Annotated in this window: 19 protein-coding genes and 3 tRNA genes; all 22 read right to left on the bottom strand. The window is 35.2% G+C overall.

Annotation, left to right across the window (positions count from 1 at the left end):
• Positions 1–161: 161 nt before the first annotated feature.
• Positions 162–380, bottom strand: a complete 219-nt coding sequence (locus A5882_RS18215; protein WP_086373356.1) for a hypothetical protein — start codon at positions 378–380, stop codon at positions 162–164.
• Between the two features lie 321 nt (positions 381–701).
• Positions 702–1,133: a GNAT family N-acetyltransferase gene (locus A5882_RS18210; protein WP_086373355.1), complete on the bottom strand. Its 432-nt coding sequence runs from the start codon at positions 1,131–1,133 to the stop codon at positions 702–704.
• Positions 1,134–1,380: 247 nt separating this feature from the next.
• A complete protein-coding gene (locus A5882_RS18205) occupies positions 1,381–2,256 on the bottom strand; it encodes a hypothetical protein (RefSeq protein ID WP_086373354.1) in 876 nt (291 codons plus the stop codon).
• 237 nt (positions 2,257–2,493) lie between these two features.
• Positions 2,494–2,832 (bottom strand): hypothetical protein, encoded by a 339-nt coding sequence (locus A5882_RS18200; protein ID WP_086373353.1) that lies wholly within the window; start codon positions 2,830–2,832, stop codon positions 2,494–2,496.
• 16 nt (positions 2,833–2,848) lie between these two features.
• Positions 2,849–3,046 (bottom strand): DUF4236 domain-containing protein, encoded by a 198-nt coding sequence (locus A5882_RS18195; protein WP_086373352.1) that lies wholly within the window; start codon positions 3,044–3,046, stop codon positions 2,849–2,851.
• A gap of 8 nt (positions 3,047–3,054) precedes the next feature.
• The gene (locus tag A5882_RS18190; RefSeq protein WP_086373351.1) at positions 3,055–3,339 is read right to left on the bottom strand and encodes a hypothetical protein; all 285 of its coding nucleotides are present in this window, start codon (positions 3,337–3,339) and stop codon (positions 3,055–3,057) included.
• A 65-nt stretch (positions 3,340–3,404) separates the two neighbouring features.
• On the bottom strand, positions 3,405–3,926 hold the full coding sequence (locus A5882_RS18185) for a DUF6036 family nucleotidyltransferase (RefSeq protein WP_086373350.1): 522 nt from the start codon (positions 3,924–3,926) through the stop codon (positions 3,405–3,407).
• Positions 3,923–4,183, bottom strand: a complete 261-nt coding sequence (locus A5882_RS18180; protein ID WP_086373349.1) for a hypothetical protein — start codon at positions 4,181–4,183, stop codon at positions 3,923–3,925. The genes A5882_RS18185 and A5882_RS18180 overlap by 4 nt, the downstream gene beginning before the upstream one ends.
• A 79-nt stretch (positions 4,184–4,262) precedes the next feature.
• On the bottom strand, positions 4,263–4,976 hold the full coding sequence (locus tag A5882_RS18175; RefSeq protein WP_086373348.1) for a hypothetical protein: 714 nt from the start codon (positions 4,974–4,976) through the stop codon (positions 4,263–4,265).
• 178 nt (positions 4,977–5,154) lie between these two features.
• Positions 5,155–5,646: a hypothetical protein gene (locus A5882_RS18170; protein ID WP_086373347.1), complete on the bottom strand. Its 492-nt coding sequence runs from the start codon at positions 5,644–5,646 to the stop codon at positions 5,155–5,157.
• Positions 5,630–7,006: a Y-family DNA polymerase gene (locus A5882_RS18165; protein WP_086373346.1), complete on the bottom strand. Its 1,377-nt coding sequence runs from the start codon at positions 7,004–7,006 to the stop codon at positions 5,630–5,632. Before A5882_RS18165 ends, A5882_RS18170 begins: the two co-directional genes overlap by 17 nt.
• Before the next feature lie 285 nt (positions 7,007–7,291).
• Positions 7,292–7,651: a hypothetical protein gene (locus A5882_RS18160; protein ID WP_086373345.1), complete on the bottom strand. Its 360-nt coding sequence runs from the start codon at positions 7,649–7,651 to the stop codon at positions 7,292–7,294.
• A gap of 36 nt (positions 7,652–7,687) precedes the next feature.
• Entirely contained in the window at positions 7,688–8,536 is an 849-nt protein-coding gene (locus A5882_RS18155; RefSeq protein ID WP_086373344.1) for a hypothetical protein, read from the bottom strand.
• A 106-nt stretch (positions 8,537–8,642) separates the two neighbouring features.
• A complete protein-coding gene (locus tag A5882_RS18150; RefSeq protein WP_086373343.1) occupies positions 8,643–8,870 on the bottom strand; it encodes a hypothetical protein in 228 nt (75 codons plus the stop codon).
• 61 nt (positions 8,871–8,931) lie between these two features.
• Positions 8,932–9,324, bottom strand: coding sequence for a hypothetical protein (locus tag A5882_RS18145; protein ID WP_086373342.1), 393 nt, complete (start codon positions 9,322–9,324; stop codon positions 8,932–8,934).
• Positions 9,325–9,641: 317 nt separating this feature from the next.
• Positions 9,642–10,118 carry a dihydrofolate reductase gene (locus A5882_RS18140; RefSeq protein WP_086373341.1) on the bottom strand — a complete coding sequence of 159 codons (477 nt, stop codon included), beginning with the start codon at positions 10,116–10,118 and terminating at the stop codon, positions 9,642–9,644.
• A gap of 49 nt (positions 10,119–10,167) precedes the next feature.
• Complete coding sequence (locus A5882_RS18135) at positions 10,168–10,767, bottom strand: hypothetical protein (protein WP_086373340.1); 600 nt, start codon at positions 10,765–10,767, stop codon at positions 10,168–10,170.
• Between the two features lie 307 nt (positions 10,768–11,074).
• Positions 11,075–11,281, bottom strand: coding sequence for a hypothetical protein (locus A5882_RS18130; RefSeq protein WP_086373339.1), 207 nt, complete (start codon positions 11,279–11,281; stop codon positions 11,075–11,077).
• Positions 11,282–11,317: 36 nt separating this feature from the next.
• Positions 11,318–11,391 (bottom strand) — tRNA-Ile (locus A5882_RS18125).
• Positions 11,392–11,739: 348 nt separating this feature from the next.
• Positions 11,740–12,852 carry an AAA family ATPase gene (locus tag A5882_RS18120; RefSeq protein WP_086373338.1) on the bottom strand — a complete coding sequence of 371 codons (1,113 nt, stop codon included), beginning with the start codon at positions 12,850–12,852 and terminating at the stop codon, positions 11,740–11,742.
• A gap of 619 nt (positions 12,853–13,471) precedes the next feature.
• Positions 13,472–13,545 (bottom strand) — tRNA-Arg (locus tag A5882_RS18115).
• An 879-nt stretch (positions 13,546–14,424) separates the two neighbouring features.
• Positions 14,425–14,498: transfer RNA gene (locus A5882_RS18110), tRNA-Asn, on the bottom strand.
• Positions 14,499–15,115: the final 617 nt, after the last annotated feature.

Below are 15,115 nucleotides of genomic sequence, written 5' to 3'. Positions count from 1 at the left end.
CATCTTCAGTAGCTGGAGTCCAATACGTGCTCCTAGTCTCTGGTTGTTCTCTGGTCGCATACTGAGAACGAAGTAGCCTGTCTCTTATTTCATTATCTAGTATCATATTCATTCCTCCTTATGAACAATATATATATTCGTTCAATAGGGGAGTCAATCCCTTAGTTAATAGAAAATGAAGACGGAGGGGTATCTAATTTTGCATCGATAATCTTAATTGAACCAGGGACCAGCACTGCAACTTGTCTCATGGCGTCATTAACATCAATTGCTTTAACATACATTCCAAATTTCTCATCATCCTCGTTAGAGTAGGTAACTAGATAAGAGTGACCTTCAAAAACAGGAAAGCGTATTGGTTTTAAAATTTCTTTATCCATGTTAGTTCCAACTTTCTATAATAGAGTAGTATAAATAGGCAAGTAGAGTAGAGTAGACCAGAATGATATAAAATAGAATAGAGTAGAGTAGTAGACATAGGGCTAAAAAAATGGAGAGCAGGGTTGTGGGAGTGAAAGTTTCAATAAAAAGACTATATAATAGAAGAAAAAATGTTTTTACTTGCCAAAAAACAGCGATAATCACTGATATATCAACGTTTATGACCTTTTTTCAAGAGAATATAGGGTGATTCTAAGACGTTTTAGAAAATTTGGCAAACCGTTAAGCCATACCTGGCCTTTAAAATGCCCTCTGAGAACCTATTTTCTTAGGGATAAAACCCAATTATAGCTATCGGGAGATAGACGTTCAAAGCCCTTTTTTTCAAGGAATGCTTTCATCTCGGCTGTTAATACTGATTCAAACATAATGTTCTCATACTCATTTTCTCTGGCAAACTTTTTCAACCATTCAAATACTTGTGTTCCGTATCCTTGTCTCTTATTTACGAAGCTGAGTCTTGCAACTGTAAGGAATTCTTTATTGCTTAGGCGCAGCATAAAATCGGATTCAATCTCTGTATCTGAGCGCACGAATAAATTGTTAAACTGCCTGCTAACCATAAGCTTATGCCCGGCATCTCTTTGAAGGATTTCAATGATTCCTTCAAACTTAGAAATATCTAAATTCACAGTGTAGTCGTTCCTTTCTTTGTACCAATAAGTAGTAAAATGTCCTTCAGTTTTTTTCACAAAGTATTTCGACCTTTTAAATGGATTTTTCCTAGTTTACATAACATAGATTATACAAAGTTCTCTAAACTCCAACAGGCTGGGAGCATATGTGAATTTCACAAAGTCCCAGCCTGCTGTTTCGACGTATTAATTACTTATAGTATTGCATAATATTGCTAATATGTCTAACATTTTTTTATTGCCCAGATATGATTTTAATCTTTGTTATCCAGTAATTTTTCATGTAATAATTATAGACGGATTACTAAAAGTCAGTTTCATCTTCGATATGAATAGCATCAATTTTAAAAAGGTCTGATTCTGGAACTAAATCATCAAAATGAACAAATAATGGTTCTTCTGTTCTGGTAACAATTAAACCCAGGTTTGAACCATTAAATCCACTAAAGGTAGAGTCATATATCTCCGCACTTGTTGGGTCACGCATTTCCTCATAAACCATTCTTGTTTCTAGAATGGCTGGCTTAAGGTACGAGTTTCTCTCTTCATCTAGAGTAAGGTAAGTTTGAAGAACATCTTCTTCATAGATGATTTCTTCATTTTCAACCATGTTACCACTTGAATCAGTAATAAGATTAAAGGTGTAAGGGTATTCTCTAAGACCGCCAATTTTATTCAATTTATCAATGTTAGCATCATACTCTGCAATGGCTGCTGCTTTGTCTTCGGCGGTGAAGAAATCTTCATCAGGTTCAATCTCGTCTAAATCGTAGCCTTTTTGGCTGACGTTCCTTTCCATTTTTCCTTTATAATCTTCTTTTGCTACTTTGTCGAACCATTCTTGAATTTCTTTATCACTCATTTTAGAATAGTCCCCAAGCGTAACTGGGTTTTCATAATCGTATGGCGTTGCAGCAACAACTGTACCATCCTCAAATTTATAGATTTCCTCGATTTCCGATGATTTATCAATAGCGCCTACTTTTACGAAGTAAGTATAGCTTTCAATGAATTCTGATAGCGGAATCTGATTTGAAGTTACACCATCAGACTGGACATTTGCTGGTCCTCCGTTAACTGGGCCATCTGTTTTATTCTCTGTCTTATCTTTACTATTACAACCAACTAACAATACAACAAAACTAAATCCTAATAATAATGTAAATAATTTCTTTTTCACTCTATTCCTCCTCTTATATTTATTTTTTACTAGCATATAAATAGTATAATAACACCGCTTATATATCAATAGTTTTCTCAGCTAGTTTATGAGATTAAAATAGTTCTGCCCTAAATAAAAAATACTTGCAAAGACCCTTTTGGGAATCTGCAAGCATTTTATGGATGAATATTTTAAATTATCATTCAATATGGATATTTATTTTGAGACCAAGTCAATTATCATTGGGTCTTTATACTATGAAAGCTTTCCTTTAACAAAAGAAACAACTATGACAAAAAGCAGATACATCATTGGAATACCAAAATAGAAGAAACTCAAAGCTGAAAAGAATCCGCCAGCAGTTGAGATAACCGGAATATTAAGGGCTAATAGCCTTTCTCCAATATCTGAAATTACCCATGCTCCAGCAAAGTTCATTATTAACATGATTAAAGCGTTAGTAATACTTAACGGTACGGCATCAGCTCCTCCAGGCATTCCTCTAAGTTGTCCCCAAAATGTTGGTTTAATTCCTATTACGGAAGAACAATATGCTATACCTAAACACCAAACGATTACTATACCTGCAAACATACGAAAACTCCTTTTTTTATTTTTTCTTTTTACCAACAGTTTTCGAATAACTGATTCCAGTGCCTGGAATGTGCATCGTCATACGGTTGCTGCCTTTAGCTGTTTTTGTTAATCGTAATAATCCAGCTGCAAAACTAAATCCTACACCTGATTTGCTTAAATTGATACGGCTCTTTTTACCAACACGAATACTTTTTCTATAATTGAATCCCATGTTCCACCTCAGTCAACATTTCTAATCCCCCAGAATTCACTTCTCTTTCCTTCCTCCCCCTCTTTTTCCTTGAGGTGGTATAAGAAGCTATCAAGAGCATCTTCATAATCTGAGAAACCATTATATTCATTAGAATACAATATTTTACACTCTTGGTCTACAACAACATGATTAGCATCGTCTCCATAAATCTCACTTTCCAGCAAATAAATTTTTCTTCCATATTCTTCCGTTTCTTTAATAATATAAAACGTTCCAATATGTCCTTTTAACCTAATACCATTTCTTTTCATAATATTTCCTCCTAAAAAAAAATAGACCTTATTGGTCTATTAGTTGTTTAAATTAAAATTTAAGGCTATTCAATTCCACGACTCTTAAGAAAATCTTTTAACGTGTTGAAATTTGCATTGGGGTCATTTACATTCAACACATCCCCTTTGTAAAGATGAATCATCTCATTGAGCTTTTCTGGGTCGCATGCATCGATGATACCAATGTTTACTAAATCATACTCATCTTTAGGACGGTTGCTGAATAGTTTTGTGATGGCGAAGTATTCAATAGTCGGAATGTATATGGTTAAGTTTGAAAATTCAATAGAATCTTGAAACTCGATTTCCTCTAGTGGCGGAACTTCTACCACAGTAACATCCTCAATATCGTTTTGAAACATTAGCTCACGAAAAGTGGATGCTTTGCTAGCATCGTTAATTGCCTTCACCATAAAATCGACATCATATGTCATTCGAAAATCTTCTAATAAAAAGCGGCCTGCTTGGCCGCCAATTAGTATAACTGATGCAGAGATATCCTCATTCGCTAATTGCTCATTAAACTTCTCCATTTTACGCATGAAAAGCTTCATATTATCATTCATCGATTAACCTCATTTAAAAGCATTTGATAATCTTCTTTGTTTTGTGAGTATCCAAGTAAAACATTGGTATACTTATATAGTCGATTTTGGCTATAGTCTTTACGTTCAGTAGAAACAAGCAGAGATGGAGATTTTAATAGTAGCAACAAAACTTCTCGTTGCTCTTTATAGCGTGCATAATTAGCATCGTTTTTCAAAGCTTTTACTTGTGCATACTGTAATCTAAGTTTTCGAAAAGCAAGCGTTAGTTTGCTCATATCTCTCACCCCTTTCTTTTATTCATCACCACCATTATATCAAGAATTCTTACTAAATTCAATTTCTAGATAAATATACCTAGATAGAGACTCCTGATATGATAAGATGTCTATATCCATCGTAGAAGTTTACGCTTATAAACTCACCACTATTTTCTTCTTCTGAAACGAATAATTCATAATCAAAATGACCGGAATTTCCATAGGCTTCAGCAACTTTGTCTAACTCTGAAATATTTATATTTACAAAATCTACAAATTCAAGAGCGTAGTCATAAACTTTGCTAGTCGTATTGCCACCGTAGAAGGTTTCATTAATTAAATCAGAGCGCCATTCTGAATTAGAGCCTGACGTCTTAGAAAGGGAGTTTATCCTAGAAACATAATGTTTTTGTAACTCCTTCAATTTGTTCAAGTATTGCCCCGAAGCATAAAATCTTATTGATGGTGTATTATATTTAGTAATTAATTCAATTCTATCAAATTCCATATGCAAAGGCCCTTCAAGAGTATTTGCCTGGTCATTCCAATTTTGAATATACTCATTAAGTACTTCATCTGCAGCTTCTTTACTAAGTGGTTCTTCAGACTCTTCTGTTTCATCTACAGTTACTGTTACGGTGACTTGCTCATCACTGCTGCTTTCTTCAGTAACTGAACCATTTATAGCATTATAGTAACGCATTTCTTCCCTGTCACTTTTGTCCTTAACCAATGATATTGCAAAGAGTAATACGATTACAATTATCCCTGCAAAACCAAAGAACTTAAATAACCCCTTAAACTGGTTCATTGTTTCACTCCTGCTCTTTCATTTTCTCCATCTAATCATAATAATACCATAAGAGTATATCAACGATATCAACAAAATAAAAAAGTATACAGGAAAGCTATAACGGCTTCTCCTGCATACGTATTGTTAAAACATGATTAATTTGAATAGTTTGATACGACATATATCATTTCGGAGTTTATTCCTCATAGAAATCTTGATAGGTTTCATCCTTGATTAGCTCGACTTCAGGCTTATTAATCTTCTTGCTTAGCGGCTTTTTTGTTGATAAATCAAAGACGCTGACCTTGAACCATTTGTCTTGGTCCAAGATATGTATATGTCGTATGTCCTCCCATTTAAATTTTCTGTTCTCACAAACAAAGTAATCTTCGTAGGCTTCTCCATAAAATCCACCTTCTATACTTTCCAAAAGCCTACCCATGTTATCCCTAGTATTTAGCTGGATAGACACTTTTTTATTTTTTAAAAAAGCTTCTGATAGAACATCGTCAATTTCTTCTCTTGTCATTTGGTCGAATGATTTGATTGATTTTGTAGCATTTTTCTCGTTTTCTTTTATACCTTTAACCAGCTCGTCCATCGCATAAGCAGTGCCCCATTTGAGCGGAAAAGGTCGGTCATGGTATTGGTTGTATTCTGAAAATTCTTTTTTAGTTCTTCGAACCACTTGGTCCACCTTCTATTCCAGATAGCCCACCTGCGTGCCCTCCAACCAAGGAACTCCTGGTAATAGCTCGGGCTCCGGCCATAAGCGAGTGTGCATGGACAATGCTCTTAAATCCGTATTTTCGACGGATAGTATCTACAATATAATCTACTTTTCTTTCCTTCAGTTGGTCGTCTGGGTCTTCAAAGAGATTTAGCTGCAGCGATGTTGTAAATACTAATTTAGAGCAGTTAACACCGATGTTTCTTACATCTTGATATTTATAGTGTTTGTCAAATATCTGAAGCAGATACTCTGATAGTTCTTTGCTAGAATTTGTAGCAGGGATACTCAATTGTTGATGGAAGCCACGTTTGCCGGAAGAATCTGTATATCCCAAAGAAAATCCTATCCATAAAGAAATGACTTGAGCCTTTGCTCCAGCTCTCCTTAGACGTGTGGCCACTTGGTCGCCCATCTCTTTGATTACTACTTCAAGCTCTTTTTTGCTGGTATAATCTTTATTTAATACTTGCGAATTGCCTATACTCTTAGACTTTTGTGTGTAAGCCTGTCCTATAAACGTCCTATCAATACCCCATGCATGCGCATATAGCTGGGTACCCAATACACCGAACTGTGATTTCAACCTATAATAATCTGCGTGAGCCAAATCATAAATAGTTTCTATTCCCATTCGTTTCAAGCGGATAGCTGTTCTTTTACCAATTCCCCAAAAATCAGTCAAGTTGTCGATAGCCCAAAGTTTATTCTGAACATCTTCATAACGCCATTCTGCCTTCATGTTTCGGTTGTGCTTTGACTCATTATCCAATGCTAATTTTGCAAGTAACGGGTTATCACCAATTCCAACTGTAGTATAGATTCCTGTTTGTTTGTATACTTCAGTTTGAATGATTTTAGCCATCTCCACTGCATCTTTAGCTCCAAATAATTTCAGGCAATCAGTTACATCGACGAAACTTTCATCTACACTGTAAACTGCGTGATTGCTTTCGTCAGCAAACTCTTTGTAAATATTATTTATCTTCTTGTTCATATCCATGTATACCTGCATTCTTGGTGCAGCGATTACTAAATCTTTCGGATATGGAAAAGGTAAATCTCTGGCCCGTGAAACGTTTGATATCCCATAGGCCTTTTTTGCCTCAGGGGAACTAGCCAATATTAGTCCACTCCCCATTTCTTCGGGTGTGTCATTCGGATAAGACATTACTACTAGCTTGGCTTTTAGAGGATTTAGACCTCTAGCAACACATTCTACGCTGGCATAAAAAGATTTACAGTCGATACATAATATATCGCGCGAAGGTTCTTTATCATAAATGAATTTCGGATTCATTTCATAGTTCATGACCATCCTCCTCACTAAAGATGCGAAATTCATACTCTTATTAGAACACTTGTTCGCATATTTAGTCAAGAAGAAAGATGGCCAAATTGTGTGGAAAACAAAATAAAAAACCTATGATTTAAATTTAAACATTGATAAATCGACATTTTAAACTAATTATATAACAGTAAAAAATTTTTTGATTATATCTTTAAAGAATAGATATATTTTTCAGCCTAAAAGAGATTTATAAACGAACAAGAATGCGAACAGTCGGCAGCATACGTATCATGACGATACATTCTCTATCTTTTATTCGTTTTTCTCCTGAGTTAAAAGAAGATACTCTTTTGCTTCAAATATAAAAAACATGTCAGAAACTATCAAATTGAAGTCAAATTCTATTTGCGAGTGAAGATAATCATCAAGTAAGTTGTTTGGATTTCTATGGGAGTGGCATCGCACCCCATATTCATTTGTTAATGCTTGTAAAAAACATTCGTAATTCTCTGCTTTATGGTTGTCAATAGGATAGTTTGTTGCTAGATTCCAATTCTTCAAGCTCAATTCTTTAGGAACATCCGTTAATGTATTAAACCATGGTATACGAGCTGAAATGTCAGCTTTGTGAATTAGTAATTCTGTTTGTTCGTTCATTTCTTGTCCTTCCATCATTTCACCTCAAAAAAAAGAAGCCCTTAAGCTTCTTCAAGTTTTATTTGAATTAATATAGAAACCACTTTTTGCAAGGCTTTCTTGTATAAACTTCGTATTATCTTTTCGAAGAGTACCATTTACAACCTCATAAACCATAAAATTGTCTAGATGTTCATCAGCATATTGTTCTTCAATAATTTCTTCTGGGACGAAAAATATTCTTAATACCAAGTCTTTATTTCGTTCGTCCTCTGCAGTATTCCACATAAAATTGGTTAACCATTCATCGAAATGATGGATTAATTGGTCCCGCTCGTCGATGCCTTTAAAGCTAGATAGTAAATCCATTATATACCTACTCATTTCGTTATAATCAGGGTAATAATTGATAATTATCGATTCATTAGTGGTTACCTGATTAACTCGACCAAAGTTTGTTGGAGGATTCCTCAACACGTCGGTCAATATTTGTTGCTCCATTACATTTTGAACAGTCTCTTGAGCAGGAGTAATTACATCAGACCAAAGTTTGCCAAATAGAAGTTCTTGTATTTCCATATCGCTGAAGCCTTCAACAGTGATAGTGTACTCCTCAATGAGGTCTTTACAAATAATAATCGGACCAAAAATAGCCGCTTCCATTTTTTCACTTGTTGGATTTCCAATAAAGTATAAATTGCTACTACCGTTTGGAATTGATAGAGTATCAGAGATTATAGTGAATCCCAAACTTTCCACTCTTTGAAAAGCGACATTTGCATCCCGGTGAAAATACTTTTTCCTTATTGAATCTAGCTGTAAACTATCCTCATCAGATAAAGTCTCTATTTTCCAAAAACCTAAGACTGTATTTTCAGAATCGCTATCTACAGTACGTAAAATATATTGCTTTTTAACCATTCTATACACCTCCATAAACATCTTTTCTTCATCATTCTAGAGCTCTTTTGTCTATTTTCTTATAACTCCGAGATGAAATCAATGTTTATTTGAAGCGTATTCAATATTATCGGGTCAATGATTGACGAGTTACAACAACTTTCCAACGGCTGAACATAAAGGCATCTTGCATTTTGAACAACGCATTGGAGCCCAGTTCTAGCATACAAGCTTTATCGATATCATTTGTTGTTTTCGCAACACATCCGAAATCATCAAATTCTGAACAATATTGCTTTTTAAATCGATGCTTCAGATAAACTGAATAGGTAAAATCCGATAAACTGTTAGTCATTATTTCCTCCAAAAAAGCCTCTAAGATTAGAGGCTCTGTTTTATTTATTAAGTCCAGGTTATTACCCTACACGTTTAATTCCTGTTGGTCCTGAAATGATACTAATAAATCCTGATTCTGCAAAAATTGGATACTCAAATTCAGATACGTATGCCATATAGCTATGCTGCTTAGCATACTCTTCCTCTAATGGCCAATCAGCGCTTTCATTTGATACAAATAAAATAGATACAGAATCGATGTCTTCTAAAAGATGGTAAGGTAATTTATTCCCTTTTTTCAATTTTTCTACCAGTTCAAAATAATCCGATTCAGGACTTAGTTCTCTAACTGCCCCTTGAGCACTTGTTATATACAATGTTCCTTCTTCAAATTTTTCTAATACTGCTGGTTGTAAGTTTAGGCGAATCATTCGTAGCTTTGCTTCTTGTTTCATTTCTTCAATAGTTGCCATACAATGTTACCCACTCTCTTTGTTTTTTGGTCAATTTCAGGGCGTAGTCCCTCTATTTATTCTGTACTACATCTTCTAAAAAAGCAACAAAAAATAGCACCCTTAGATGCTATTGATTGTCTTAGTATTGAATCAGAAGAAATGCACATGAGATTAATAAAATAGATAGGAGGTTTATAGAATAAGGAGAGGGAGGTTTGACATGAGAGAGGTTATATCAAATACTAAGAAGGATAAAAATGAAAATTGAAAGGAGGCGTAGAAACGAGGTATTTCTACACTCATAAAATAAGCACTACATAATAAGATGTAAACCCCTAAAACTCCATTTTTTTATAATTAATAAAAGTTCCGTTAACCGTTTCATCTTCAAACTTCTCTGATGTTGTTTCTTCAAAAAATAGTTCAAAACCGGGAAAGAATGTATCTGCTTTTTTTTGCCCTTCGAAAATAGTTAATTCAATTTCATCAGCAAAGTCGATAAATTCTAAATATGTATTCTCTCCTCCTATCACCCATACATCTTCATTTTCTGATAGACTAAGAATTTCTTTCGTATTCATTATCTCAACTTGAGAATAGGGTAATTCGTTTGTTCGTTTAGACCAAAGAATGTTTCGTCTCGATGAAAGTGGGCCATTAGGGAGGGAGGAAAAAGTATTAAATCCATAAACGACTATTCCTTTTTCAGTGAGCGTTTTGAAATGATTCATATCCAACTTGCTCTTATACAATAACTTATTGTTTAGACCAATCCCTCTACCCTCATCCATTGCTGCTATTAACTTTAACATTTGAACACGCCCTTTGTATTATTTCCTCTTTACATAAACCCTAATTAAGTTAATTGTCTATACGATGTTTTAATTTCTTGTTTGAGCGCAATAACTTTCTTTGCAGTTTTCTCGGAATAGATAATGGTGAACCATCATGGTGAATGCTTATTCTGAGATATCCTATAGATAAAGAGCCTACAGACTCGTTATAATCTACAGTAAAATGAGAGGCAGATAATGCTTCTTTCACTTCATCTAATATCTGTCTGATATAGCGTTCTGGATATCCATAATTTTTAAAAGTTACATAGACAAAAGTTCTTTTTGGGAAATATTTCATAAGCCAAAGCTTAACAGTGATTTTCCTGATTATTGCTTTAGAAATCTTCTTTTGTAATTTGTAAGAAATCTCATGACCATAGTCTTCAGGATACAAATTGAAAGGTATCTTTGATTCTCTATGGTAAATAAAAGCTGAAGGGTCTTCTAGTTTAGAAATCTCAATTTTATATACTTCATTACTAATGACTTTTGATAAGTCTGGCAATGTAGTAACGAAGCAAAAATATAGAAATGACTCTTCTTTTCTAATTATCCGAGCATATACTTTAATTCCATATAATCGTGTTGTAAATACTTCTATATTATCTCCAACATTAAAGTCCATAATTTATCCTCCTAAAAAAAAGAACAGCTAAGCTGTCCTCACACATATTCTTTACTATTTTGTCCACATTTCTTACATCGATGGTCAACATACTTATTTAGTCCATTCCCTCGAATCCCACTCGAAACGAAATCATGAGAGCAAAAAAATTGTTTTATCTTTACTAGCATTTCTGTACCTCCATGTTGTTAGGATGTTATTAAGCTCTTACATAAAACTGATAATTGAAAAAATCCAGAATTCATAACGAAAAAGAAAGAGAGAATGTCTAAACTTTCAGGTTATGTTACTTTTTTTACTTCATCATTCAAGAGACAATCTTGTTATAATCTGAAAGCTGACTCGTTAATTTTGAACCAATGTCCTCAATAGAATCTGCTACAGCATGAAGTGTGAAAGGTATTTCTACATTAGTAGCATGTGCTTCATAACTCATTGAGAACTCTCGAGTAGAACCTTTGCATTCAAGCAAAACGTCCCACCCAGAAAGCATTAGTTTTTCAATTTTATCCATCTGAAACGCCGCGATTCTTATAATTACTGCAAGTTATGGACCTTGTAGGACTCGAACCTACGACCGGACGGTTATGAGCCGTCTGCTCTGACCAACTGAGCTAAAGGTCCGGATAAATGGACCAGGGGGGACTTGAACCCCCTTTCAGAGAATAATCTCCTACCACCTTCGTCCTCTTTTAACTAGTGTAAAGAAGACCCGGTCCTTATTTCAGCTAATGAACCATCTACATTTAGCTGTATGAGAAATACAAAACTCATATTTTTGGGGCAGTAATTTAGGCTTTTACCACCCAAATGGTTTTTGCTGCTATCTACTTTGCCTATAGCTCAAGCAGCTTCTTTTTTAAACTAGTGACATCAATGTTGTTACAAGGTATACCCGTCGATTTCCAATTAACAACTAGAAGTAATTCTTCCATATTTTAATAGGCTCATCACCTATACCACATTGCCTGCTTAAACTGCATATGCTAAAGAGGCGCTTTTATCTTTTTTAATAAAAATTTTATCAAGGGTCACAGCAGGTTCTTTAGAAACAATAAGATTGTCATTTTCATCATATTCTCTCTCTGGGATAAATTCAGAAGAGATAAAATTGGATGAATCGGCACTAAAGATTCCTGTTATAGGGTCCACCACCAATTTCTTAGGATTAAAAGCTACAGAAATTCTGCCCCGATTTCGTGATAAATAATAAGTTAGCTCCTCAGAATCTGTAAACAAATCGACAATTTTATCCTCGAAGCGTTCAAAGGTTCCGTCACTTAACTCAAATGTTACATCATATCTTTCATTGGTAAAATTCATGATGTTCAAATCTTTGATAGCTTCTTTGAAAGGTGTACCTAAGTTAAGTTCAAATGCAATAGCACGTAAACAGTCATAATTTAATCCTATTTTGGAAGAAAAGATAACTACATCATTGATGGCTTCGTGATACTTTGTACTCAATTTATCTTCCAAATACTCAGTAACTTCAGAAGCATCAGGATAGTCAAACCTAAAATGATAATGGAATCTACCTGGACGATTTAACATAAATTCGCTCATTTTATTTAGGTTGTTTACTGTAAGGGCATAAAGCCTTTTTTGTTGCGACATGCCATCGAACAATCCTAACAATGCCCCCTGGCTTTCACAATTATCGTCATCTTCATCAAAAACTTTCTCAAACTCATCAAACAATACTAATACTTCTTGTTCAATAGAATCTAAAAAGTCTGCAATGCCAAAGTAAGCAGTTTTAACAATTATTACCGGAATTCCTTGGGCGATAGTACGTTCAGAAAGCAGCTGAATAAATAATGATTTACCTATTCCTTTGTCCCCGCTGGCAATGATGCCAAGACTTCGTTCAAACATACTGTATGTTCCAAGCACTTTATCAACCTTTGATAAATGTGGACCATAGATTTTTTCTTCTTGATTCTTTAAATCAGTTCCTTTTTCCAAAAAGAATCCTGACATCTTGTTGAATCTTACAATATAGGTTTGTGGGGGTAATAAATCTGATGTTTTTACATCATCTGGGTAAATCTCATAATGTGAACTATGCGAAATAATTTTCATTCTATCTCTCCTAATTTTTTTCTACCTCAAAACTAAATAATTCCAGGCTTTTCTTCCTTGCTTCCACTATTTGCGAGACATTCAGTCACACACTCAAGAATGCTGAATCACCAGGAGCTACCTAGTAACTTATTCTTGCATAAAAAACGTGCAGTCTGGCATTACAACCAACAACTTTCACTTGAACATTCAGCTTTAATAGGATTTATCTTCCTTTATTGGAGTAGATATACTCTTCTACTTGAGCCGACGATTAAGCTACTCGTGCAGAGTTCTTTCGTTATAGGCCTATTTCTAGGATGTACGTCAGAAGTGAATCGGTTGATGTTTCTTAGGTTTAATATGTTTATCAGACATATCCTAACTAAGATTTTTCTACTCAAAGTAGCGTCTATTGTCTCACCCGAAAGGCTCTCACTTTATCTCTGGATAGTTTAGCAATAGCACACAACTAATACTGACTTTTATCAGTAGACATTTCCCTGTTACCAGGAACGATTCCTAAACATATCGACATTATCACGCCGATACATCTATTTAGAATTACAACATGCTATCCTAGCAAGATGCTCAATCTTTCTGCACTAGGTTTGGAATTATTTAGTTTTCAAATAGAAAACCGGAACAGCGGGAGTCGAACCCACAACCGTTCGCTTAGAAGGCGAATGCTCTGTCCTGTTGAGCTATGCTCCGAAAATGAGAATAAGAGGCAAAAGGGATTCAAACCCTAAAAAATATATCAACTTCACCCAAAAGGGTTATAACTATAATTTCGCATTCAGCGCCCCTATAACTATACTGACTTTATTGTAATTCAAAGTTGAGTTTTGCTATTGGGGTTTCTCAAGTCCCAACAACGAGCTAAGAAGATGTTTTTGAATTATACGAACATCCAGTTTTGTTTTTTTTCGACTCTGATATTCCATCTATTCTCCTGCTGGAAAAACAGTGAGTTTATCTTATGTATCTTTATCATACAAAAGGACTCATAAAGAATAGTATCCTCGTCTATGTCATTGGAGTGGCACTGCCCCACTCACGTATCAATACAACAAAAGAGTGGCTAGTTCCTTTATTTGGTCGCCCCTAACAATATTGATACAACCAAGCGTCTTCTACTTCCGCCACAATGACCGAAACATGGTGGTGTACACATACAGCACACTTACTACATTGCCAGACGTAGCACCGTAGAGTTTCTTTCTAGTTTTTTTCGGTATCTAGAACCATCATAGGCATTTTGTTCTTGGCAAGGATTTTCACCTTGCAGTCGGGAACGAGTCGTCACCTATCTATCCCTCAAATAAGCTCCAATACCCTACGTTTTTAGCATCGGCTACTTATACGTCTACATTTTCCGCCACAAGAACCGGAATTTAAGGCCATCCGTAAGCCAATATCATTGGAGTGGTACCGCCCCACTCATATAACATTCCTGTTTAGTTTTCGTTACTTGGACCGATTCAAATGAATCCAACCAATGCGTCTATCTAAATTCCGCCACAATGATACGATTGAGAATTTCCATATATTATGTTAATTCTATTGCTTGTTGTTCATCCAAAACAACAACTCCTCCTGCAGGACTCGAACCTGCGACATCATGATTAACAGTCATGCGCTACTACCAACTGAGCTAAGGAGGAAAAATTAATGAAACGAGCAAGACAAAACTTAAACGATTTTTCATGCTCGATTTCAATGGCTAGAGGTGGGAATTGAACCCACATACCTACATCCTTATCTTGAACATAGAGCTAAACCACTCAGCTACTCCGCCGTTTGTAATATATTGAGAAGGACTCGAACCTTCAAGAACGCTATTAGCGAACGGATGTCTTTCAATGGTTTCGAACCACTTACTCTTCATTCATCCCTCTCAGCATCGGTCTTACCATATAAGTACCTACCGCCTAGAGACGCCTTACCAATTAGACTACCAATATACTTAAGAATCATATGTCCTTTCTTTGAATTATCGTGAAAGAATCCAAAGCAAGAAAGTAAAGTCATGAGTCCTTTATCATCAGACTCAATGCCGGATTGTGGAGTCGAACCACTCAGAGATTTTTATTGCATGCTGACAGATGAATCTCACACCCTGTCTGGGGCTGCTAACCATTTGCATCTTCCGACGATGATGTAGGAAGGAATCGAACCTTCATTTTTACCTATGAGGAAAAAAATGTGAGTGCTGCTCTCTAAGGAGAAAAAAACCTCATTAAAAACTACATCGGAGAGGCCGCCAAGAAAGAAAAACTCT

The sequence above is a fragment of the Enterococcus sp. 4E1_DIV0656 genome (assembly GCF_002140695.1).
Lineage (GTDB): Bacteria > Bacillota > Bacilli > Lactobacillales > Enterococcaceae > Enterococcus_D > Enterococcus_D entomosocium.
This window is presented reverse-complemented; position numbering and strand designations above follow the sequence as displayed.